Raw genomic sequence first — 23687 nt, 5'->3', positions numbered from 1 at the left:
GATACACCTGTAACCATGCCGAACACAGAAGTTAAGCTTCTTAGCGCCGATTGTAGTGAGGGGTTGCCCCTTGTGAGAGTAGGACGCCGCCACGCTTTGTTATCTTTGGAGGTTTAGCTCAGCTGGGAGAGCATCTGCCTTACAAGCAGAGGGTCAGCGGTTCGATCCCGTTAACCTCCATATGAGCCGTTAGCTCAGTTGGTAGAGCATCTGACTTTTAATCAGAGGGTCACAGGTTCGAGCCCTGTACGGCTCATATTTTTGCGGGTGTGGCGGAATTGGCAGACGCACTAGATTTAGGATCTAGCGCCTTACGGCGTGGGGGTTCAAGTCCCTTCACCCGCATAATATGATTGTTTCTATTTTTTTACGCCGGCTTAGCTCAGTTGGTAGAGCATCTGATTTGTAATCAGAGGGTCGAGGGTTCAAGTCCTTTAGCCGGCATCGTAAATACGCGGAAATAGCTCAGTGGTAGAGCACCACCTTGCCAAGGTGGGGGTCGCGGGTTCGAACCCCGTTTTCCGCTTTGCCAATGTACTACGCGCCGGGGTGGCGGAACTGGCAGACGCACAGGACTTAAAATCCTGCGGTGAGTGATCACCGTACCGGTTCGATTCCGGTCCTCGGCATTACAAATATGCGCCCATAGCTCAATTGGATAGAGTGTTTGACTACGGATCAAAAGGTTAGGGGTTCGACTCCTCTTGGGCGCGTAGTCTTTTTATTTTTTCGGGAAGTAGCTCAGCTTGGTAGAGCACTTGGTTTGGGACCAAGGGGTCGCAGGTTCGAATCCTGTCTTCCCGATTTTTTTTATTTGTTGCAAAGTTATACGTTTTATTGTATGATTATTTTTAATTAATTGAATATGCGCCCATAGCTCAATTGGATAGAGTGTTTGACTACGGATCAAAAGGTTAGGGGTTCGACTCCTCTTGGGCGCGTTGGAAAAACTGGGACTTCATTGAATTCCTAGTTTTTTTTATTTACATAAAAAAATTGTCGCTTATCGTTATTCTTCGAATCAAATATCTAACAAGCGTTCTCCTTTCATTCTACCTGTAAATTCGCTATAATTAAGGTCAATATTAGTCAAAGGAATGAGTGGGATGGCACAACAAAATACTTCGGATCTAATTGAATCATATATAAAAAAGATCCTGGAAAAAAACGAGATGATCGAGCTTCGAAGGATTGAATTGGCAGATCTATTTAACTGCGTTCCTTCACAAATCAATTATGTGATCAATACACGCTTTACGATTCAACGTGGCTATTTGGTTGAGAGTAAACGTGGTGGTGGTGGGTATATCCGCATTGCTAAAGTGAGAATGTCGGATAAAAAACAAATGCTTGAACGAATCAACTTGCTATTTGGCGAAACAATCAATGAAAAAAATGCCTACGCCATTATTCAGAAACTATATGAAGACCAAATCATTACCAAAAAAGAGGGAAACTTGATGTTGAGTGCGATTGCTAAAAATACATTGAACATCAACGAGACAGAAGATTATACGCGTGCTCGAATTCTACGAGCCTTTTTAGAACGATTAAGCTATGAAGATGGGGAGTGAAATTTAAATGGCAGAAATATTTACAGAAAGAGCACAACGTGTGTTAGAAATTGCCCAAGAAGAAGCAAAACGCTTCAAACATCAAGCGGTAAGTTCAGAACATATATTATTGGCTTTAGTGATCGAACCCAACGGGATTGCTGGGAAAGTATTACGAGATATGAAATTGAATGAAAAAGATATTTATGAAGAAATCGAGCATTTAGTCGGTTATGGTACAGTGAAAACTTATGCAAAAGGTGTATTTCTCCCTTATTCTCCTCGAATGAAACAAATTTTTGCTTTGGCAAATAGCGAAGTAAATAAAATGGGTGTACAAAAAGTGGGGACTGAGCATATTTTACTTAGTCTACTAAAAGATGAGAGTATCATGGCTACTCGTATCATGATCAACTTAGGAATCAGTTTGAGCAAAGTTCGTCAGTCATTGAAACGTACGATGGGTACGGACACGAGTACCGGTGGTATTCGCCGTCGAAATCCACAAGAAAAGCGAGCAATGACACAAGGTACTCCTACGTTGGATTCATTAGCTAGAGACTTAACTAAGTTAGCCAAAGAAAACAGATTAGATCCAGTCGTAGGGCGTTCAAGAGAAGTCAAACGGTTGATCCAGATACTTAGTCGCCGAACAAAAAACAACCCTGTTTTAGTTGGAGAACCCGGGGTCGGTAAAACTGCGATTGCAGAAGGATTGGCTCAAAAAATCATTTTAGGTGAAGTACCTGAAGAGATGAAAGCAAAACGTCTGATGATGTTAGACATGGGGGCGTTAGTCGCTGGGACGAAGTATCGGGGAGAATTTGAAGATCGAATGAAAAAAGTCATTGATGAAATTTATCATGATGGTCAAGTTATTCTCTTTATTGATGAATTACACACATTGATTGGTGCTGGTGGCGCAGAAGGTGCCATCGATGCATCGAATATTTTGAAACCAGCGTTAGCACGTGGAGAATTACAGACGATTGGTGCGACAACATTAGACGAATACCAAAAATACATTGAAAAAGACTCGGCATTGGAGCGACGCTTTGCACGTATCCAAGTAGATGAACCGACAGCAGATGAAGCGGAAGAAATCTTACGTGGTTTACGTTCACGCTATGAGGAACATCATCATGTGGAGATCACCGATGAAGCAGTACGAGCGGCAGTCAATCTTTCTGTTCGATATATCACTTCCAGACAGTTACCAGATAAAGCGATCGACTTGATTGATGAATCGGCAGCGAAAGTTCGATTGGAACAAGCGGACGATTTGTCAGAAACGACGATACTGAAACAAGAGATCGATCAAGTGAATAAAGAAAAAGAACAGGCGATTCAAAAACAAGATTTTGAAACAGCTGCGCATTTACGTAGACAAGAAAAAAGCTTAATGAAAAAACTAGAAAAACGTTTAGCGATTGAAGCAAAACATAAAAATGGTTTTGCGGATCGGGTGACTGAAGAAGATGTAGCTACAGTTGTTTCGGAGTGGACAGGTGTACCATTGCAACAGTTAGAAAAGAAAGAAAGTCAACGATTACTGGAACTAGAAGCATTGCTTCACGAACGTGTTGTTGGACAAGATGAAGCGGTCAAAGCTGTTTCTCGTGCGATCAGACGGGCGCGTAGTGGCTTAAAAGATCCAAATCGCCCGATTGGTTCCTTTATGTTTTTAGGCCCAACAGGAGTCGGAAAAACAGAATTGGCGAAAGCATTATCAGAAGTAATGTTTGGGGAAGAGGACGCATTGATTCGTGTCGACATGTCTGAATTCATGGAGAAGTATAGTACGAGTCGTTTGATCGGTTCGCCTCCAGGCTATGTGGGTTATGATGAAGGTGGACAATTGACGGAAAAAATTCGTCAAAAACCTTACTCAGTTATCTTGCTAGATGAAGTGGAAAAAGCTCATCCAGATGTCTTCAATTTATTATTACAAGTGTTAGATGACGGTCATTTAACAGATGCTAAAGGAAGAAAAGTAGACTTTAGAAATACGATCATGATCATGACTTCTAATATTGGCGCTACTCAAATCCGTGAGGAAAAAAATGTTGGATTCAACGTCCAAGATATTACTAAAGATCATCAAGCGATGCAAAAACGGATACTTGAAGAGCTGAAGAAAGCTTTCCGCCCTGAATTCTTGAACCGTATTGATGAGACAGTCGTTTTCCATTCATTAACAAAAGATGAAGTCCATGCGATTGTTCAAATCATGAGCCAATCGATCGTCAAACGGTTGAAAGAACAAGATATCTTAGTGAAAATCACGCCAGCAGCAGTTGATGTGATTGGGAAAGTCGGTTTTGATCCAGAGTATGGTGCACGACCACTAAGACGGGCATTACAAAAAGAAGTAGAAGATCGTTTGAGCGAAGCTTTGCTTGGAGGAGAAATCCATTTAGGCGATCAAATCACTGTTGGCGCTTCGAAGGGCAAAATCACAGTGAATGTGCGTGAACCTAAGAAAATAACTGTTAAAGTATAATGACAGAGTGAGATCGCAACAGAAATAGCTAGCTCTGATAGACAAGCCAGAAACCCAAAAATCATTTGAATTTTTGGGTTTTTTGGTTTTCTAAAGGAGTTATTTCTAAATCAATGGTGAAACAATAGATAAGCCAGAAATTATTTTACAGTATCGTTACAATCAATAATAAATGTAAGAAGTATTGGAAAGTTTTCAGAGCTGTGCTACTATTATGGAGTTGTAGGAGGAGGAAATGATGATCGAAATCATAACTACTATAGAATCAATGAAACAAGCAGAAGAATTGCTTGAAGCAGGAGTGGATACCTTATATTTTGGGGAAGAACGCTTCGGTCTACGCTTACCAGCTTCTTTTACAAGAGAAGAACAACGCGAATTAGTTGCGCTGGCACATCGTTACGGTAAAAAAGTAAATATAGCTGTCAATGGGATCATTCATCCTGAAAAAATGAAAAAAGTCCCAGAGTATCTGCAATTTTTAAAAGAAATCAATGTGGACATGATCACAGTTGGTGATACTGGGATTATCTATACAATGAGAAAAAATCCAGAGTTGAGTATCCCTTATGTTTTTGATGCAGAAACATTAGTGACGAGTGCACGTCAAATCAATTTTTGGGCAAAAAAAGGGGCGATTTCTGCTGTTTTAGCACGTGAAGTGCCATTTGATGAGATGAAAGAAATGGAAAATAAGTTACAGATTCCTGTAGAAACACTTGTGTATGGAGCTACATGCATCCATCAATCGAAACGTCCACTGTTACAAAATTACTATAACTACACGCAACAGGACGAAAAAAAAGATCGTGAAAGAGGACTCTTTCTCGCTGAACCTAAAAAAGAAGATACACATTATTCGATTTATGAAGATTCACATGGTACGCATATTTTTGCGAATAATGACATCAATTTAAGTAATGAACTCCCACAGCTTTATGCCCATCATTTCCGTACCTGGAAATTAGATGGCGTTTTTACGCCTGGTGAAGCATTTGTTGAGATCACTAAATTATTTGTTGAGGCAAAAAAAGCATTATTAGCAGACACATGGACAGAAACGTTAGCACAAGAAATGACGAATAAGATCAACGGATTACATCCAACGAATCGAGGACTTGATACAGGTTTCTTTTATATTGATCCTGAATCTATCAAGTAAGGAGTATGGTGAAATAAAATGACAACAAAAAGAAAATTAAAACGTCCGGAAGTTTTAGCACCAGCCGGTACGCTTGAAAAACTAAAAACAGCTATTCATTATGGTGCAGATGCTGTGTATATTGGTGGTAATGCTTATGGGTTACGTAGTCGCGCAGGAAACTTTACCTATGAAGAAATGGCAGAAGGCGTTGCATTCGCAAAAGAACATCAAGCGAAAGTGTATGTAGCAGCAAATATGGTCACACATGAAGGAAATGATGAAGGAGCCGGTGAATTTTTCCGTAACCTGCGCGATGTGGGGATTTCCGCAGTGATCGTCTCTGATCCAGCACTTATTGAGATCTGTGCTACAGAAGCCCCTGGCTTACCTATCCATCTATCGACTCAAGCTTCTGCTACCAACTATGAAACATTGGAATTCTGGAAAGAAGAAGGCTTGGAACGTGTAGTTTTAGCTCGGGAAGTTTCGATGGAAGAAGTCGCTGAGATACGTCGACATACGGATGTAGAGATTGAAGCATTTATTCATGGAGCAATGTGTATCTCTTATTCAGGACGTTGTACATTGTCGAATCATATGTCGATGCGTGATGCCAATCGTGGAGGCTGTTCACAATCTTGTCGTTGGAAATATGAATTGTATGATTTGCCATTTGGACAAGAGAGAAACTCTTTGACAGATGCTGGCGAGATTGAAGAAGAGTTTTCGATGAGTGCGGTAGATATGTCGATGATCGAACATATTCCTGACTTGATTGAAAATGGCGTAGATAGTTTTAAGATCGAAGGTCGAATGAAGTCGATCCATTATGTATCAACTGTCGCAAATGTTTATAAAGCAGCTGTAGATAGTTATATGGAAGATCCTGAAAACTATGTTTGCAAACAAGAATGGATCGATGAGTTATGGAAAGTGGCTCAACGAGAACTAGCAACAGGATTTTATTACGATACACCTAGCGAAAATGAACAATTATTTGGTGAACGTCGTAAGATCCCTGTGTATAAATTTGTCGGAGAAGTCTTATCTTATGACGAGGAGACGAAACAAGCGACAATCCGTCAGAGAAACCTCTTTTCTGTAGGGGATGAAATCGAATTTTATGGGCCTGGATTTACTCACTTTAGTCAAATGGTTGAGGTGATGCGCAATGAAGAAGGAGAATCCATTGATCGCGCACCAAATCCTATGATGATTTTGACCATGCCAGTCACACAACCAGTTAAACCTGGAGATATGATTAGAAAAAGAAAATAATTTTTTAAGCAATCAAGCGAAATGAGCATCTCGTCAACAGAATGACTAGAAACGTGCTACACTTATTTTTTGTAAGAGATGATAAAAAAGTTTATAGAAAAATAAGCGGTAGGATGTGGCATCAGCTGCTAAAAGGAGGAACAAGATGAAAACATATGATTATATTGTCATTGGCGGAGGATCTGGAGGCATTGCTTCAGCGAATCGTGCCGGTATGCATGGAGCGAAAGTATTATTGATTGAAGGCAATGAACTAGGTGGCACGTGCGTCAATTTCGGATGTGTTCCAAAAAAAGTCATGTGGCAAGCAAGTACGATTTTAGAAACGATCGAACGTGATGCTTCAAGCTATGGTATCCAAGCAGACGTCAAACATGTTGACTTTAAAGAACTGGTAGAGAAGCGTGAGAAATACATTGATTTCCTTCATGGCGCTTATCAAAGAGGCTTAGATAGTAATAACGTTGAAGCAATCAAAGGATATGCTCGCTTTGTCGATAGTCAAACCGTCGAAGTAAACGGTGAAAGCTATCAAGCGAATCATATTTTGATTGCAACTGGTGGTAAGCCAAGCAAAATGACGATTCCTGGTGGAGAATATGCCATTGATTCAAACGGCTTTTTTGCATTGGCAGAATTACCAAAATCGACGATCGTATTAGGTGCTGGTTATATTGCAGCTGAACTTTCAGGTGTGTTAAATGGCTTGGGAAGTGAAGTGATGTGGGCGTATCGTAAAGAACGTCCATTACGTACGTTTGATAAAATGTTATCTGATAACTTGATTGAGATGTATCAAGAAGCAGGAATCCACACTTATGCAAACTTTACGGCTAGCGAAATAACAAAGAACGGGGATGTCTACACCGTTACCTTTGAAAATGGGGAAACACTAATGGCAGAGTGTGTGTTATTTGCTGGCGGACGTGTACCGAATACAGATGCATTAGGCATCGAAAAAACGAACGTTGAATTAGATGAAAAAGGATTTATCAAAGTGGATAAATTCCAAAATACAACCGATTCACATATTTATGCTATTGGTGATGTCATTGGTAAAATCGACTTGACGCCAGTAGCGATTGCTGCAGGTCGTCGTTTGTCTGAGCGACTGTTCAATGGCAAAGAAAATTCTTATTTAGACTATGATTTAGTTCCAACAGTCGTCTTTACTCATCCACCGATTGCGACCATCGGATTGACCGAAGAGCAAGCGTTGACGACATACGGTGAAGGACAATTGAAAATCTATCGTTCACGATTCACGCCAATGTATTTTGCTTTAAACGATTATCGACAAAAATGTGAAATGAAATTGATCTGTGTGGGTGAAGAAGAAAAAATTGTTGGGCTGCATGCCATCGGTGTAGGTGTCGATGAAATGTTACAAGGTTTTGCAGTAGCGATCAAAATGGGAGCAACCAAAGCAGATTTTGACAATACAGTAGCCATCCATCCAACAGGTGCAGAAGAATTTGTTACAATGCGTTAAGTCGTTAGTAAGTTGAGGAAATACCTATATCTAAAAAGCAGACGGAATATACGTCTGCTTTTTCTGATTTATGCAGATAAAACTATGTATAAAGAACTGTTTCAATGTTATTCCAAAATGAGGTTGTTGGTATTTTAGAAATTTTGATCATTTTAGCTTTCGTTTTAGCTTGGTTCAGTTCGATGTCTGTTAAAACTAAATCATATTGATTGACTGTGTCGTAGTTTACTTGAAAAATGTTATCAGTATATGTATGGATCCTATGAATCGCAGGGATTTTTTTGAATAACAGTTGCTTATACAGTGCAAGTGTTCTTTCTTCCTGATAAGAAACAATCAAGATAGACACCTTCTTCTTGTAAGGAAAAACAGTCGTCAGTAAAGCAGGTGATAATGAAATCAATTCTAATAGTAACTCTTCATAGAGTAATTGATTCCGTTTGATCATCATTAATCCAGCATGGTCAATGGCTTGATTATATGCTTTTAGTATCTGAGGCGAATGCGTAAATAGGATTTCAGATAAAATCTGTAGATATGTTGTTTTAAAGAATTGTCGGTTTTTATTGTAATTGATCAACTCACTCAATTTCTGAATACCTTCTTGATTCAAAGAGAAGTCTTGAGATAATGAACGATAAAAGTACTCTGAAAATTGTCGAATCCGTTGATATTCCCCCTGACTACTAGGTGCTGACTGAACACAAGGGAAATAGATTTTTTTGTCTAATAGATTTGAGACAGTTGTGGTTGTCACATTAAAACCGTATTCTTTTTCAATGATTGAACAAAACACTGTATTATTTTTTATTATTTCAAAAAAAGAAGGATCATTGATTGGATTTCCTTTATTTTCTGAGATCAAATGGCCTTGTCCGATCCGAATGATTGCTGTGTAAAGATAAAAACTATTTATAATCACTTTATATGTACTAATTGTTTGATGTGTTGCTTGCTTTTTATAGTAACGTTGTAACACATCGAATATGTGATAAAAATGGGGCAATTGCTGTGGCGTATATTGCTCACGAAACATACTACAGAAGAATTGCCTAATGTAACTTTCATCCCCAATGATTTTGAGTTTTGAGGAGATATGTATGGATAATGGCGCATTGATCTCGCAGAAGTAAGTATTGATATTTGCAATGATCCGGCGAATACTTGTTTCACTTAAATATAATTTATTTGCTAATTTAGATAACGTTGGCTCTACTTCAAAAATCATCTGTAGCATTTGTACATTCGTTGATTGATTGAGTATTTGTTTGATTAAATCTTCCAAATTGATTTCTGGTGGTAATAGTAAAGAAGCCACTTGATATTTATCGGTGTTGATGCAAACTGGTGCATATGTATGGTTAAAAAACGCAATATCGGTCAATAATGTTTTTTTTGTTACCCCAAGTTGTTCTGCTAAAGTCGAACAGTCAATAGCGGCCATGCCTAAGAGTAAAGCTAGTTTGATCTGCCTTTCAGAAGTCTTTTCAAGCATATTTGTTCGTTTTATCATACTTTTCAGATCTTCTAAAAATAGAAAATCTGTTTTTTCACATCCTTTATCCATGTTATAAACATTATTTTATCATACTTTTCTAATTATTCGAATTTTTCTTTTTATTATAATCAGTGGTTATTTAAAAGTGAAATTGCCTTCTTTATTTAATAAGTATTATTTAAAAAAACAACATATAATAATCTGAATAACTAGAAGTAGTCAATTGACACACGCAAAAGTAAAATTTTCTGATACATGTTTGTTTCACTTACAAATTCTTAACTATAACATCCGAGCAATGTGAGCATTGAACATGTTTTTTATAAAACAGAAAAACTAATATTAAGAAATTATCGAAAAAGCTGTACTATACATTATAGGTTTTTTAAAAGAAAGGAGCTTGTTGACTATGGGTGTACTTGAGAAACAATTAGAGAGACAAATCTCATTGCTTTATTTGCTAAATATTGAGTCATCGAATATTAGTAATCTAGCCAAAGAATTGAGTATTACAGATAAAACGATTGTAGCAGATATCGATAGTTTCAATACAGCTTGTTTTCCCGCTCGTATTGAAACTAATCAGTACAAAGAGGTATCGCTTTCGATACCAAAGAAATTGAATTTAGATGATATATTTGTCAGGATACTTAATAATTCAACAAATGTGAAAATTTTAAAGTACATATTCATTACAGAACCTTCTCTTTCTGAGATTGCGACAAAATTATTTTTAAGTAAAACGAGTATCCGCAGGATCGTCGCCAAAATCAATACATATTTCTTGAAAGAAAAAATCAATGTCCAAATTAATTTAGAGAACAAACTAACGATCACTGGAAATGAAATCGAGATTCGACGTTTATTTGCTAGTATGTTCAAGGAAATTTATAAAGTAAAAGAATTTCCTTATTTCGATACGATTTATCAGATGCTCAGACGTTGTTTGAAGGCACAAAAAAGGACGGTTAGTACACCAAAAGTGATGTATTCGGTGTATTATATTTATTCTTCGATTATTCGAATTGGTAATAAACATCTTATTCCTGAGAAAGAATTGATCCACAATGAGCAAATCGTGGGTACCATCTTGGAGATTATCCAAAGTGATACAGTTTTTTGTACGTTAATGAGTCAAAAATATAAATTCAACGTCACACAAAAAAATGTTTCTAATATTCTCACTTCCTATTTTGGTCTAATGTTTACAGAGGTCCAACATCGTGATCAGAGATTAGAGCAGAATATTGAAAAGTTTCTTCAAAGCTTTTACAGTCTATTAGCGATTGACATGTCGATCAACACTACGGAAATCGAATATTTTTTTGATTTTATCAATTTTTATAAAGAATTAGCCATTTTTAAAGTAAGCTATGCAGATATATTCTATAAAAAAATGATGGAGAACAACCCTAAGATCTGGCAAGCCTATCAAAAATCTTTGCAAATTGCGCAATTAAATTTTGTTGAGCAAAGCGAACTATTGCATAAAGAATTATTACTCGAATTAATCATTTTTTCCAATGATTTGTTACGGATGATTGAACCCAAAATACAAGAGAAGTCGATTTTATTATTAAGTTCTCAAGAAATTGGCTTATCTCTTTTATATAAAAATTTGATTTTACATAAGCATCCATTTTTAAAAAATATTGATATCTATGAGAAGGACGTTTTTTCTATTGATTACCAATTAATCAATCAATACGATTTGATCTTGACTGATCTATCCTTAAATTTTGATCGGATCACGTCCGAAATTTTGAAAATCTCTAAAGTTCCTACTTCGATTTTTTGGAATAATTTTGAGCAGTGTCTCTATTCTTCTTAACAGAAATCGTTTTGTTGAACGTTTTTTTCATCTTTTTATCAATTTTGAAAAAATAGATAGTAGTGGTAGTCGAAATTCAGGTACGCTTAAAGCAACCGCTAGTTGGTGTTGGATAGGATAGGCATTTTATGAGAAAGTGAGCTGGAAAATTCGTTGAATAAGTTAGCAATATTTTTACTGATTGGGGTATACAGTATAGCATTCAAGGCATTATCTTTGATATTTAAAATACTTTGGGTAGTCACCAAAGCACTTGGAAAGTTCATTGGAAAAATGGTTAGAAAGGGATGGGAAAAAAGGGCACAAAAAAAGGCGCTTACACGTTCACGTGAAGTAGCTTCACAGCAAAGAGGAAATAACTTAGATCGTACGTCTATCCGTTCAAGCATATCGCAAGAGAGTCGATTGAATACGCGAGTATCACAAGCCCAACAACAAACGACTCGGCTGCGTACCTATTCTGGCCAATCTCTAACGACAGGACACTCGAGATAATACAAAGGAAAAGAGAGAGGAGTGAGTGATGGATGTCTATAGAAGATATATCTAAAGAAAAGATGCTTAGAGAAGACAAGCTTAAAGAAAATAATAAAAGTAATATCAATGAATCATTTCTATCTATATTTTCATATAAAAATGAAGCAATCATCAACAGAATCATTGGATCTCCAATTGATGAAAAAATCAGAAATGAAAGCAAAGACATAAATTTTGATACGACGCATAATGAGTTAATCCGTGATAAGAAAGAAAATATTACCAAAGAGCTTAAAATCCTTGATTACCAATTAGAAATTATTCGTCTACAACGAGACATAGCGACCATCAAGGGGATTGGAGCCATCAGCTTTTCTGAGCAACAGGCTATCGACGATGAGTATGCCGGAAAACACGCGAGGTTAAAAAAAGTTCAAACGACTCTGGAAAGTCATCAAAAAGAATTAGACAAATATGGAAGTGGTCAAAGTGTTTTAAAAATAAATACAAAAGACCAGCAAGTTGATTCAGCAATCGTTCTCGCATTGATCAAAAAAGACGAATTTAAAAAAGAATTGACCGCCCATAGAGTAGGACTAGTAGCAAAAGAAGATGAGGTCAATAAGTTAAGGGCTGAAATTGGAAAAATAAAGAAAAGTAAAAAGACAGTCCTTGAACAAAAGGTCCAATTAGCGGAAGAGAAAGTTAAAAAAATTGAGATCGTCCAAAAAGAATTAAAGGATAAGATAGAGAAAGTTGCGGTAGACACAGATCAACTAGAACCTTTGCGACGTTCCAATTCTTTTTCTGAATTTACAGTAAATAAAAATGATTCAGACGAAGTGTTAATGTCAAAATTTCAAGCAATTAGTGCAATAAAAGAAGGATATCAAAATGAAATTGCTGAAACAAAAGGCTTGATTGATTATACCGATAAGGTTGAAATAGAAATCGTTCGTTCGGTAGAAGTGAAAGCGGAGCAAGCAAAGGAAGCAGTTGTCCTAAGTAAGGCTGATCGTGAGGCGACTGTTGTTACACCTACGATTGAACGCGAGCCAACTCCAGTGATTGCGGAAGAACCAAAAAAAGATGAAGTCGATAGTGCTACTGTTGAAAAAAACCCGCCTCCGATAGAGGTCAATGTGATCGTGAACGAGGCGCCAGAAAAAACGAAGCTACAGAAACCAATAGTGGAAGAACCTAAAAAAGAATCTGTTGTAAGCGAAAATCTTGAAAGTAAAAAAGCAGAGCTTATCAAAGCGGATCAAACAGAGCAATACGACCGAGGATGTGCAGTTTTTAAAGGAACTTAAAGCGGTTTTGGCTGATCCTGAAAAACTGCAAAAATTGACCAAAGATTTATCTACTGAAAGTGTAAAACAGATGGATAAAGATATCAAAGGCTTACAAGAAGAAACTCGTGGAATAAAAGAACAAACGAAAAAGTTGAGTGAATTAGATCATTCAAAATTAAAACAATCATTTTTCAGAAATTCCCGAAAAATCCGTGCAGCTAGATGGTTGTTGAATCTATGGCCGATTGCCATGTTACCATTAGGTATGTCATGGGTGGGTTCCATATTACCATCTACAGCTATGACTATTTTTGGGCAACAGTTTGTGAATGCTGCAGTTGGTTTTGTCACTGCCAGTTTTTTTGGTTCAAAAGCAATTATTTATGCGAAAAAGAAAATTCCGCAAGCATTCAATAAGTTAGTACAGAAGTTCCCAAGAGTATTTGGTCCAATTGCTCGTGGATTGTCGAAAGTACGCGAAAAATTGACTTTTGGAAAACAAAAACAGCCAGCGGAACAAATGAAAGATGCAACTCCAGTAAATGAGAAATTGGTAGAAGGAATAGAGAAATCTGAAGTAACAAAAGAAAGATTAGCTTCTAAGGATCTCAAAGGCAAAGTTGTAGCGATGGAAGCACCAACCAAAGAAGGTGCAAACATAGCTGAAATAGAAGAAAAACAGTCAAGAGCCAAACGTGCGTGGGAAACAGTCCGTCATGCGCCGAAGCGGATGTTTGATTATGTGATGAAAAATAAATTATCCTTATTTATCATGTTGGCTGTACCACTGGCTCTAGGGATAGGTGGAATGTTTGCCCTATCTGCGCTAGTGCCGATGCTTGCAACCTCTATGGCTGCGCCATTCTTGATGCAGTTAGGTGCCGTGGCTTTGATTGGTGTCAGTATTGGAATCGGTATCCAATTATTAGACAAGTTTGTGTTCAAACGAATTGAAAGTCGTGTAGCCAAAAGAGAGGATTTGGCATTTGAAAAAAAAGTTAACGAAAAAATTTTAGAAGGCCAAGAGTTAGGGAAGTGTCAATCTTTAGATTCAAAAGAATTTAGAGAGAAAGTATCTGCGATCGCTGGTCTTGATGAAAAAGCGAAAGCACCTGAGCAAGCCCTGACCAATGAGCAACAAAAAACGACAGAAAGATCTGAACGAACCACTGAGACGGCGAAAGAATCGAAAGTCATTGAGATGAAACCAAGAGATAGTACACAACCTCAGCTAAGTACATCGCAAACGAAGGTAGAACCAACACCCTCTGGCTCGAAAGAACCAGTCGCATTGACAAACAGAGGAAATCAGCTAATCGAACGTCGCGCAAGTTTTTCCGGTACGGGTCCTGACATCGGACGACAAGCAAGCTTTGAGTCATTAAGAAGAAACTCATTGCAATTATCAAATGAGCGAAATAACCGAGCACGTAGTCAGCAAACGCAGGTTCAAATTCAAAATAATAAGAAAACTATAACGACACAATTATAAAAAATAACTTTGACTGAAAGGAAATAAAAAATTTGAAAAATTCCCGGCAGCTTATGGTAGTGCATGTGTTAGTAATTGGTATTCTGCTTTATGTGAGTAATCGTATTGGTTATTTATTTTTAGCAGAGAATACGGGGAATTTATCATTTGCAGATAATTTACTAACGACATTCAACCGAACATTTGAAGAACTTTCTAGATTTGCTCCGCAATTTTCTTATGAACCGATATCATTAGGGATAGCAGCGGTTGTTGCTATTTCCTATGTACTTTTTATCTTATATAAGACGTTTGATGAGAAGAATACCCGCCCTAATGAAGAATATGGAAGTGCACGATGGGGAAAGTACAGCGACATCCGTGCATTTCTTGATAAGAAAAAAGATTTCAATATCTTGTTGACGAAGAGCGAAAGCTTATCATTATCAGGACGTATGAAGATTACACGAAACGATAATTTCAACCGAAATAAAAATGTCGTTGTGGTGGGAGGAGCCGGTAGTGGTAAGACGCGATTTTATGTAAAACCTAACTTGATGCAAATGCATTCCTCTTATGTCGTCAGTGATTCTAAAGGCTTATTATTAGCTGAAACAGGCAAAATGTTTGAAGAAGCGGGTTATCAAATCAAGATTTTTGACTTGATCAACCGAAGAGATACGCATCAGTACAACCCGTTTCAATATATTCAAACTGAGGATGATATCTTGAAAATCGTGAACAATCTCATCAAAAATACGACGAACCCGGATAAAAAAGGCGGAGACGATTTTTGGGAAAAAGCTGAAACAGCCCTATTGATGGCTATTTTTAGCTATTTGATTCAAGAAGTAACCGCAGAAGATCGGACGTTAGGAAACGTGATTGAATTAGTCCGTTTAGCAGATATTGAAGAAGATGTGCCTGGCTATGTCAGCCCACTAGATATTTTATTCAATGAGTTAGAACAAAAAGATCCGACAAACTTTGCGGTATCACAGTACAAGATTTTTAAACTTTCTGGTGATAAAACGACAAAAAGTATTTTAGTCAGTCTAGGCGTGCGGTTGTCACCATTTGATATTCCAAGTATCAAGGAACTCGTTTCGCAAGATACACTTGAGTTAGATACAGTTGGTGATGTCAAAACGATTCTCTATATTTTATTGCCAGATACAGATACCAGTTTCAACTTTTTAGCGAGTATGATGTATCAGCAATTGTTTGACATGTTAGTTTATAAAGCAGATAACGTTTATAAGGGACGATTACCTTGTCATGTCCGTTGTATCCTAGATGAGTTTGCCAATATTGGACAAATTCCTGATTTTGAAAAAGTGATTTCGGTTATTCGAAGCCGTGAAATCTCCACAAATGTCATTTTACAAAATATCAGTCAGTTAAAAACTTTGTATAAAGATACGTGGGAAACGATTATTGGGACCAGTGATGTCTTTTTATATTTAGGCGGAATGGAACAAAGTACGCACGAATATATCTCAAAATTGCTAGGGAAACAAACGATTGAACAAAGAAATACAAGCGTCACCAAAGGAAGCAATGGTTCTTTTAGTGAGAACTTCCAGAAATTAGGAAGGAACTTGATGGACCCCGATGAAGTAGCAAGTCTCAAAGGACAGGAATGTATCTTAAAAATTCGCGGAGTCCATCCATTTTTATCAAAGAAATATGATATTGTGAAACATAAAAACTATAAGAAGTTAGGCGATGTGACGGATTCCTATATGTATCAACGAAATCTATCTGCTTAACTAGTTCGATCAATGAATCACTCATAATAAATAGAAAGCACCTTCATTCGAATGATAGACTGAGAATGTGGTGCTTTTTATTAGCTAAAAAAGGCTGGTTCACTGAAAAGAACAGTGAAATTTGGCCATTTCATTCATCGTAGGTTGAAGCAATATAAAAATAGCCAGTAAGAATAACATATAATCGGTTTATTATCGAAGGTTAATTGTAAATGATGGTTCTAGTCCTAAAAATAAGATTCATTTGATAATAGGCGATTATCCAGTTTATCTCCTAAAGTAATGGTCGTAATTATTCTAAAATTTCTAATGGAAGAAATAACTGATACAAGTAAACACAGAATTTCGCATATACTAAATTTATGAAATAAGATAAAAAATTATTATTATAAAAAAGGAGATTAGCAAAATTATGAATGCACAATTATTAGAACAAGTATTTGGATTAGTTTCACAGTTTACATTAATTGGTGGTGGACTATGGTTGATTTGGGGAACAATTATCCTAGCTGGTGCGTTAAAAGATAAAAATGGCCCTCAATTACAACAAGGGATTTGGCAGATTGTTGGTGGTGGATTGATTCTAGTCGCTGCAGGTTGGTTTGCTACTTCATTTGATATTGGTTCGTTTTTACCATAATCGTTACGCAAAAAGAAGAGTAGGAGTATAGTATATGGAATCTGCAATTATGACCATCTTTGATCAAATCATGACATTTCTTAATGGGGACGATCTAAAAAATATTTTAGGAATGGATTTACGAAGTTACATATATGATGCCTACAGTTTAGTGGAACGACTACAGCAACACGTAGTTGGGCCACTTGCTTTATCCATTCTAGCAATTTTTATTCTATTAGAGTTTCAAAAAATCTCAACGAAAGTTGAAGGTGCAGGTGGAGCTCCCATGTTAGGATTTGAGATGATTATCAAAGCATTGATCAAATTCGTCATTTGTTACATAGTTATTTTAAGAATTCAAGACATTTTAGATGGTATGGTTATCATTGCTGGCAATTTAACCACTAGGATTTTAACGGTTGGAAATGCATCAGCTGTAAGAGATACAGCTGATGCAGTGAGACAGGCGGTCTCTCAACTAAGTTGGTGGTCACAATTAGTTGTACTACTCGTGATGTGTATCCTGTTTTTAGCATCCCTTGTTGTTCGCGTATTGGTTCAAGTAACTATTTATCTTCGTTTTTTGGAGATGTATATATTTTGTGCAATGGCACCAATTCCGATGAGTGCCTTACCAAGCCAAGAGTTTTCAGTGATGAGCAAGGGGTTCTTCAAGAATTTCGCTGCCCTCGGTCTGCAGGGCACATTCATCGCGTTAGTACTGGTGATTTATCCGACGATCTTCCATCGTATTATGGAAGAAGTTGGTTCAGGTATTTTTGGAATTATTTTAGGTTTGACAGTTTACATGATTGCTTTATTACTTTCTGTAAATAAAACTAAAGGATGGGCAAAAACATTGATGTCAGCATCGTAAGGAGGAACTATGGCAGTTGAGGTAAAGATACCAAAGGATATTAAAGAATATAAAGAAAAGGTAATTGCGGGAATGAATTTAAAGCAGCTGCTTTGTTTAGCTATTGCAGCTGGAGTAAATGTCTTGATCAGTTTGATTTTCATTGCAGGATTAAATATTCCTATGGAAATCACAAGTTGGTTGATGATTCTTTCATCCATTCCAATCGTTTCATTTGGCTGGTTTAAAAGAAATGGCTTGACATTTGATATCTATCTTAAACAATTTTTCAAATACCACGTGGCACCAGGGACACGAAAAAAGAAGCCTAAGGAAGAAATGAATAAAGAAATTGAAGATGTAGGCGGGCAAGAAACATGATGAAGTTAAAAGCGCTCAAAGCGTTAAAACCAACTAAAAAACCAAAAGATGAGGAAAAAGAATTTATTAGCAAACCTAAATCGAAGAAGAAAGAGGAGATTGATCCTTTCAGAGATACGTTTAGATTTGAAGAGATTTATGAAAGTGGTATTTGTAAAATCGATGAATTTACCTATTCATTGACGCTTGAGTTACAAGATATCAATTATCAATTATCTTCTGACGATCATCAAATTGAAATTTTCTCTCAATACTGCGACTTTTTAAATTCATTGAGTAGTAAAACAAAGTTGCAATTAACTGTCTATAAAAAGAAACGACCGCTTGCTGATTTGCAATCGGTTCTTTATTACAAGGCAAAAAATGATTTCCTCGATTTATATCGTGAGGAAATGAATCAAGTCATTTCAAGGAAATTAGATGAAGAAAAAAATGGTTTCAAAAAAACGATCTTATTTACTTTTGTACAGAAACATCCTACGTTAGAGATCGCGCAAAAAGAATTAGAGATGGTAGCAGATCGTTTTGAAATGTTTGCTAGTCGCTTAGGCAGTCAAGCAAAAAAGGTAGAAAAAATAAAATTATTACATATGATTTCCGAAATCTTATTAACGAATGACAAGACGGTTAAAACAGAAGTCGATGAGGTACTACCTGAAGTCATGGAATTTAAAGAAAACAAAAACTACGTAAAAATCGATGATCACTATGCAAAAACATTATATTTACAAGAATACCCTTCTGAATTATCAGATACGTTTCTTTTTGAAATGTTAGAAATCCCTCGTGAAATTGTTGTATCTTTACATATTGAACCAATGGATCAAGATGAAGCCTTTGATTTAGTGAAGACAAAATTGGCTTTTATGGAACAACAAAAAGTGGATGAGCAGAAGAAGGCGTTACAAAGTGGGTATGACTTTGAGATGCTCTCTTATGAACTCTCTTACTCACTAACAGAGGCTAAAGGTTTGGTGGATGATCTCCAAAATAGGGGACAAAAATTATATGCGATAACAGGATCTGTCTATTTCCATTCACCAACGAAAGAAAAATTGGCTGAAGTCCATGATGAAATAAACTCAGTGTCTCGTCGCTTTGGATTTAAACTTATTGAATTGGAATTCATGCAAGAAAATGGCTTGAATGCGACATTACCGTTGGGAAACAATGCGATTCCATTAGATCGAACACTTTCAACAGCCAGTACCGCCATTTTTATCCCATTCACGATTTCGGACTTGATTCAAGAAAATGGGAAGTATTATGGTGTCAATGCGATCTCAAAAAATATTCTTTCACTCGATCGAAAATTATTAAAAGCACCAAATGGATTTGTTCTAGGAACACCAGGTTCTGGTAAAAGTTTCTCAGTCAAGCGTGAAATCGTCAATGTACTACTACGCGATGCAGATGATGAAGTCATCATTATTGATCCTGAGCGAGAATATTCTGTCATTGGTCAAAATTTCAACGGTGAGATCATCAAAATCTCTAGTGATTCACCGACAACGATCAATCCAATGGATATCAATGAGAACTATGGAGATGATACTGATCCAGTCGTGCTAAAATCAGAGTTTTTGATTTCGTTATTTGACCTGATTATTGGTGGGGCATTGGGGCTAAGTTCGGCACAAAAAACGTTGATTGACCGTGTTTGTCGTCGAACGTATGAAGTGTTGAATGATCGTACACCAACATTCATTGACTTTTATAATATTTTAAAAGAACAAGAAGAAGAAGAAGCCAAGCAATTAGTCATGGATCTAGAAATCTATATTGAAGGAAGTTTGTCAGTCTTTTCTGCAGAGACAAATGTCGACATTACCAAGCGTTTAGTGATTTATGATATCAAGGATCTAGGAAAACAATTGAAAACGATGGGGATGCTGATTGTATTAGACCAAGTATGGAATCGAATCACGACCAACCGTGAACGTGGTGTTCGTACGTGGTTATATATTGATGAAATGCAGCTTTTGTTTACGAATGAATATTCTGAGAACTACTTCTTTGAGCTGTGGAGTCGTGCACGAAAATGGGGAGCGATCCCGACTGGCATTACCCAGAACGTCGAAACTTTACTATTGTCCGATTTAGCTCGACGGATGTTGTCAAATAGCGATTTTATCATGATGTTGAATCAAGCAAAATCAGACCGCACACAGCTAGTTAGACTGTTTGATATTTCAGAAGAACAAGAAAAATACGTAGTGAACTCTCCAGAAGGGTATGGTCTTATGGTGTTTGGGGATACAACGTTACCCTTTTATGATCATTTCCCTAAAGATACACAGCTCTATAAGATGATGTCAACGAAACCTGGAGAAACTTGATAGGCATACGGGAAAGGAAACAGGAAAGTGGCTGATTCAAAAATTTTAGACAAGAACAGGGCAGGTAAGAATGCTACAACTACTAGTACAAATAATAAAAAAATGGTAGTAAGAAGTAGCAAACTATCTTTAAAAAAAGATAATTCTATCAGTACTTCTCGAAGAAAAAAACTGTTGAAGTTATTGAAGGGGAACAATCCTCGTATCAAAAGAAAATCCCAGCAAATAATTTTTCAGAGAAAACAAAGCAAAAACGATAAAAATAATGTGAATCAGGAACCTTTAGATAGCACGAATAAAAGCCAACCGGTCAACACTCAGAGCATTAGTCGACGACAAAGAATTCGAGAAAGTCGAAGAGATGAACTAAAGCAACAGCAACATGATTTAATGATGCGCCCTAATAAAGTCGATACAACCATCGCTTCTGCTCCTGTGACTAATAACGACACAGAACAAAAAAACGAAAAAACGAATACTCAAGTATTTTTGAATAGAAAAAACCGTCAGGAAAAAATTCGTAACCAACGAAAAAAAAGTAACACTTACAAAGGATATATCAGTAAAGTAAAACTAGAAAAGCAACAAGGACAACAAGAAAAAATTAGCACTAACACAACAAATTTACGTCATAAAAATCAAAAAAGAGCTTTGCATCTTTCTAAAAATGAACAGCTTGAAAAAAAGAAAAGAAACAATAAGCGAAAAGAAGGAAAAAAGAAGGTTGCAGCTAAAAGGAATATGCGGGCCAAATTAGATAATATGTTGAAAGATCAAATTTCGCCTAAAAATCCTTTTAAAAATAAAATCAAAGACTTAATTATCGATAAGGTTGGGCGAGATGAAGAGGGTAATTTGAATTTAGTTGGTATGCTTATCACCATGCTTATTATTCTAAAGTTACCTATCTTATTGAAATTGATCGTAATCATCTTGATTGTTGCAGTGGTCATTGCGATCATTTCGATCTTCGTTTCTTTTTGGACAACGATTTTAAGTTTATTTGTCGTAAAAACAGAGTCGATGATGATTACCGAAGCATACAACTATGTCACGTGGTTAGATACTTATAAAAACAAAGAGGTATATGATACGTACAATCGACTAGTTGATGATCCGGAGCATGATGAGGTCTATTTTGAAGTAAACGGGATAGAATCTGATCCAGAGCAATTTATGTATGTATCCAATGGAGATAACTATATCTACTACTTAAATGCAAAGTTTGAAGATTATGATATCGATAATACTGCCATTGTTACCTATCGAAAAAGAGTGGCTGAAAAAACAGGTGTCTGGATTCCATGGTCATCGAGGGATAACACATATGCTGTTTTTCATGACGCACCACACCCATTATCACCTGAACCTATCAAAGTATTCACTGTAAAAGATGAAATCCATGCATTACATGACATGGTCTACAACTACACGACCGTCATTGAAAAAGACAAAGAAGTTGAAACTGTTGTGATAACGGTGGATAAAGAAACAGGTGAAGAGCATACAGAAGTAAAACGTGAGAAAAAAAATGTTGCTACCGTCAAAATCAATGTCCAAACAATTGGTGAAATGTTTGACTCGGATCCTGAAGTAGGAGTCTATGTGGCTAGGCGTTATTCAAGGGAGGATGATTACTATGGACGAGTCATTGCTTTTGATGAAGATGAAGTAGATAAATATTACCCAATCATGGAGAAAGATCGCTTTGAAGATAAAATTTTCATGGCTAATCCATTTGGTAAGATGAACTACGCAAACGTGGTGGATAATTTTGGCTATCGTCGACGTAATCCCAATACCCAACATTACGAAATCGCTTTGGAAGCAGAACCTGGAACACCTGTTTATGCCACCACCTTTGAAACAGTGGAAAGTATCAACTATAGTTATCAGGCTGGTCATACAGATGGTTCAGCGCCTGTAACGACAGCAATAGAAACGGATACAGGTCTATATTATGCGTATTATGTCAATATTGATCCAGTAGTGAGGCCAGGCAGAACCTTAGAAGCAGGTGATTTGATTGGCTATACAAGAAATCAGTTTGATGGGAATTTATTAGTTGCAATGAAAGAATATCGCTTCTGGCATAAAGATCCTGATGTTTATCCAGCGATCTACATCAATAATTTAGTCTTTAGTACGGATACCAACTTAGCCTATATGCGTAATGGTGGCGGGTTACATGGGAATCTGATCAATCCCCCATTAGCAGTTACTAAATGGCAAAACAGAGTTGCGGAACAAACGAGCAAACATGGCATTGAAGCATTTACTAATGCCATTTTATCCATGATATGGGTAGAATCTGGTGGAAATGAAGCCATTCAGCCAGATATCATGAATGCGCAACTGGCACTATCATCTCCAGACCGAATCACTACGCCAGAGGAATCGATTGAAAAAGGCGTCGAATATTTTGCTTATCTGCTCAAAAAAGCACAAAGCAATAATCTGAATGGTCTGGCAGCGGTTCAAGCCTATAATTATGGCGAAGCGTATCTTGATGATCTGATCAAACGAAATGCGCCTTATTCCTTTGAAGATGCGCGCTTGTATGCGCAAATGAAAAGTAATAATCAAACCATTCCGTTCAATCATATCGTCGCGCAAGGATTGGGCTATAACTGGCGATACATCTTTGGCAATATGTTTTATACCGCCATGGTCACAAGAAATATCATGGCAGATACAGGCAGATTAGCTGAGCTTGCTAGAAGAGAACTTGGTAACCCGAATGGTGAGAAGTATTGGCGATGGGCTGGATTCAACAATCGAATGGAGTGGTCAGCTGTATTTGTTTCGTGGATAGCGAATGAAGCGGGATACTTGGAACAAGGACGAGTATTGAATACAGCCAATGTTCTTGATATGAAAGAATGGTTTGAGGCGAATGATAAGTTCAAAACATATGATGAAAATTATGTTCCTCAATCTGGTGATCTTGTATTTTTTGACTGGACTGGTGGAAGAACAGGAAAAGATCATGTAGGAATCGTTGAATATTCTGGCGGAAATATTATTCAGGTCATCGAAGGGAACTCTGACAATCTAGTAAGAAGAAGAACTTACGCCATTGGAAGTAATGTTATTTCAGGATATGGCCTGCCATAAGAAGATAACACTGAAAATAATTGACAGATGGTTTAGAGGATATCTTGAAAGGAGGAAG

General features: G+C 37.0%; 16 protein-coding genes, 9 tRNA genes and 1 rRNA gene (1 of these 26 only partly in view). 25 read left to right on the top strand and 1 reads right to left on the bottom strand.

Going from position 1 to position 23687, the window contains the following annotated elements:
• From rrf to gor, 15 genes are all read left to right on the top strand, one after another.
• Positions 1–95: ribosomal RNA gene (rrf, locus tag IGJ99_RS14100) — 5S ribosomal RNA — on the top strand; it begins 21 nt to the left of the window's first position.
• 12 nt (positions 96–107) lie between these two features.
• Positions 108–180 (top strand) — tRNA-Val (locus IGJ99_RS14095).
• Positions 181–183: 3 nt separating this feature from the next.
• Positions 184–256, top strand: a tRNA-Lys gene (locus tag IGJ99_RS14090).
• Positions 257–263: 7 nt separating this feature from the next.
• Positions 264–345 (top strand) — tRNA-Leu (locus IGJ99_RS14085).
• Between the two features lie 26 nt (positions 346–371).
• Positions 372–444 (top strand) — tRNA-Thr (locus IGJ99_RS14080).
• 10 nt (positions 445–454) lie between these two features.
• Positions 455–526 (top strand) — tRNA-Gly (locus IGJ99_RS14075).
• A gap of 17 nt (positions 527–543) precedes the next feature.
• Positions 544–629: transfer RNA gene (locus tag IGJ99_RS14070), tRNA-Leu, on the top strand.
• A gap of 10 nt (positions 630–639) precedes the next feature.
• Positions 640–713: transfer RNA gene (locus IGJ99_RS14065), tRNA-Arg, on the top strand.
• A gap of 17 nt (positions 714–730) precedes the next feature.
• Positions 731–804, top strand: a tRNA-Pro gene (locus IGJ99_RS14060).
• A 63-nt stretch (positions 805–867) separates the two neighbouring features.
• Positions 868–941: transfer RNA gene (locus IGJ99_RS14055), tRNA-Arg, on the top strand.
• Between the two features lie 165 nt (positions 942–1106).
• Positions 1107–1574 carry a CtsR family transcriptional regulator gene (locus tag IGJ99_RS14050; RefSeq protein ID WP_010733901.1) on the top strand — a complete coding sequence of 156 codons (468 nt, stop codon included), beginning with the start codon at positions 1107–1109 and terminating at the stop codon, positions 1572–1574.
• Positions 1575–1581: 7 nt separating this feature from the next.
• Positions 1582–4056, top strand: coding sequence for an ATP-dependent Clp protease ATP-binding subunit (locus tag IGJ99_RS14045; protein ID WP_438748908.1), 2475 nt, complete (start codon positions 1582–1584; stop codon positions 4054–4056).
• 238 nt (positions 4057–4294) lie between these two features.
• Positions 4295–5218: a peptidase U32 family protein gene (locus IGJ99_RS14040; protein WP_023520583.1), complete on the top strand. Its 924-nt coding sequence runs from the start codon at positions 4295–4297 to the stop codon at positions 5216–5218.
• A gap of 18 nt (positions 5219–5236) precedes the next feature.
• Entirely contained in the window at positions 5237–6478 is a 1242-nt protein-coding gene (locus IGJ99_RS14035; RefSeq protein WP_023520582.1) for a peptidase U32 family protein, read from the top strand.
• A 145-nt stretch (positions 6479–6623) separates the two neighbouring features.
• Positions 6624–7970 (top strand): glutathione-disulfide reductase, encoded by a 1347-nt coding sequence (gene gor / locus IGJ99_RS14030; RefSeq protein ID WP_438770908.1) that lies wholly within the window; start codon positions 6624–6626, stop codon positions 7968–7970.
• 82 nt (positions 7971–8052) lie between these two features.
• Here the strand turns inward: gor and IGJ99_RS14025 are convergent, their stop codons facing one another.
• Entirely contained in the window at positions 8053–9483 is a 1431-nt protein-coding gene (locus tag IGJ99_RS14025; RefSeq protein WP_409173676.1) for a helix-turn-helix domain-containing protein, read from the bottom strand.
• A 394-nt stretch (positions 9484–9877) separates the two neighbouring features.
• Here IGJ99_RS14025 and IGJ99_RS14020 point away from each other — a divergent pair, with 394 nt between their 5' ends.
• The 10 genes from IGJ99_RS14020 to IGJ99_RS13975 all read left to right on the top strand — a co-directional run bounded on the left by IGJ99_RS14020 (position 9878) and on the right by IGJ99_RS13975 (position 23629).
• A complete protein-coding gene (locus IGJ99_RS14020; protein ID WP_023520580.1) occupies positions 9878–11299 on the top strand; it encodes a helix-turn-helix domain-containing protein in 1422 nt (473 codons plus the stop codon).
• Between the two features lie 273 nt (positions 11300–11572).
• Positions 11573–11794 (top strand): hypothetical protein, encoded by a 222-nt coding sequence (locus IGJ99_RS14015; RefSeq protein ID WP_175401353.1) that lies wholly within the window; start codon positions 11573–11575, stop codon positions 11792–11794.
• 32 nt (positions 11795–11826) lie between these two features.
• Positions 11827–13089: a hypothetical protein gene (locus IGJ99_RS14010; protein WP_438770907.1), complete on the top strand. Its 1263-nt coding sequence runs from the start codon at positions 11827–11829 to the stop codon at positions 13087–13089.
• On the top strand, positions 13007–14563 hold the full coding sequence (locus IGJ99_RS14005; RefSeq protein ID WP_438770906.1) for a hypothetical protein: 1557 nt from the start codon (positions 13007–13009) through the stop codon (positions 14561–14563). The genes IGJ99_RS14010 and IGJ99_RS14005 overlap by 83 nt, the downstream gene beginning before the upstream one ends.
• A 53-nt stretch (positions 14564–14616) precedes the next feature.
• On the top strand, positions 14617–16314 hold the full coding sequence (locus tag IGJ99_RS14000; RefSeq protein WP_137073100.1) for a VirD4-like conjugal transfer protein, CD1115 family: 1698 nt from the start codon (positions 14617–14619) through the stop codon (positions 16312–16314).
• Between the two features lie 412 nt (positions 16315–16726).
• Complete coding sequence (locus tag IGJ99_RS13995; protein ID WP_023520576.1) at positions 16727–16954, top strand: hypothetical protein; 228 nt, start codon at positions 16727–16729, stop codon at positions 16952–16954.
• A 34-nt stretch (positions 16955–16988) separates the two neighbouring features.
• Positions 16989–17813 (top strand): hypothetical protein, encoded by an 825-nt coding sequence (locus IGJ99_RS13990; protein ID WP_023520575.1) that lies wholly within the window; start codon positions 16989–16991, stop codon positions 17811–17813.
• Between the two features lie 9 nt (positions 17814–17822).
• Positions 17823–18173 (top strand): PrgI family protein, encoded by a 351-nt coding sequence (locus IGJ99_RS13985; RefSeq protein WP_096081861.1) that lies wholly within the window; start codon positions 17823–17825, stop codon positions 18171–18173.
• Positions 18170–20512 (top strand): VirB4-like conjugal transfer ATPase, CD1110 family, encoded by a 2343-nt coding sequence (locus tag IGJ99_RS13980; RefSeq protein ID WP_438748903.1) that lies wholly within the window; start codon positions 18170–18172, stop codon positions 20510–20512. Before IGJ99_RS13985 ends, IGJ99_RS13980 begins: the two co-directional genes overlap by 4 nt.
• 27 nt (positions 20513–20539) lie before the next feature.
• Complete coding sequence (locus tag IGJ99_RS13975; protein WP_438770905.1) at positions 20540–23629, top strand: lysozyme family protein; 3090 nt, start codon at positions 20540–20542, stop codon at positions 23627–23629.
• Positions 23630–23687: the final 58 nt, after the last annotated feature.

Source organism: Enterococcus sp. AZ095b, assembly GCF_051714725.1.
GTDB classification, from domain to species: domain Bacteria; phylum Bacillota; class Bacilli; order Lactobacillales; family Enterococcaceae; genus Enterococcus_B; species Enterococcus_B pernyi.
Note: the sequence above shows the minus strand (reverse complement) of the source record. Positions and strands in the feature narration are given on the sequence as shown.

What these genes read in the sequence shown, in the direction of transcription:
- IGJ99_RS14050 (WP_010733901.1), top strand. Translation starts at nt 1,107, where the DNA reads ATGGCACAACAAAATACTTCGGATCTAATTGAATCATATATAAAAAAG.
- IGJ99_RS14045 (WP_438748908.1), top strand. Translation starts at nt 1,582, where the DNA reads ATGGCAGAAATATTTACAGAAAGAGCACAACGTGTGTTAGAAATTGCC.
- IGJ99_RS14040 (WP_023520583.1), top strand. Translation starts at nt 4,295, where the DNA reads ATGATCGAAATCATAACTACTATAGAATCAATGAAACAAGCAGAAGAA.
- IGJ99_RS14035 (WP_023520582.1), top strand. Translation starts at nt 5,237, where the DNA reads ATGACAACAAAAAGAAAATTAAAACGTCCGGAAGTTTTAGCACCAGCC.
- gor (WP_438770908.1), top strand. Translation starts at nt 6,624, where the DNA reads ATGAAAACATATGATTATATTGTCATTGGCGGAGGATCTGGAGGCATT.
- IGJ99_RS14025 (WP_409173676.1), bottom strand. Translation starts at nt 9,483, where the DNA reads ATGATAAAACGAACAAATATGCTTGAAAAGACTTCTGAAAGGCAGATC.
- IGJ99_RS14020 (WP_023520580.1), top strand. Translation starts at nt 9,878, where the DNA reads ATGGGTGTACTTGAGAAACAATTAGAGAGACAAATCTCATTGCTTTAT.
- IGJ99_RS14015 (WP_175401353.1), top strand. Translation starts at nt 11,573, where the DNA reads ATGGTTAGAAAGGGATGGGAAAAAAGGGCACAAAAAAAGGCGCTTACA.
- IGJ99_RS14010 (WP_438770907.1), top strand. Translation starts at nt 11,827, where the DNA reads ATGTCTATAGAAGATATATCTAAAGAAAAGATGCTTAGAGAAGACAAG.
- IGJ99_RS14000 (WP_137073100.1), top strand. Translation starts at nt 14,617, where the DNA reads ATGGTAGTGCATGTGTTAGTAATTGGTATTCTGCTTTATGTGAGTAAT.
- IGJ99_RS13995 (WP_023520576.1), top strand. Translation starts at nt 16,727, where the DNA reads ATGAATGCACAATTATTAGAACAAGTATTTGGATTAGTTTCACAGTTT.
- IGJ99_RS13990 (WP_023520575.1), top strand. Translation starts at nt 16,989, where the DNA reads ATGGAATCTGCAATTATGACCATCTTTGATCAAATCATGACATTTCTT.
- IGJ99_RS13985 (WP_096081861.1), top strand. Translation starts at nt 17,823, where the DNA reads ATGGCAGTTGAGGTAAAGATACCAAAGGATATTAAAGAATATAAAGAA.
- IGJ99_RS13980 (WP_438748903.1), top strand. Translation starts at nt 18,170, where the DNA reads ATGATGAAGTTAAAAGCGCTCAAAGCGTTAAAACCAACTAAAAAACCA.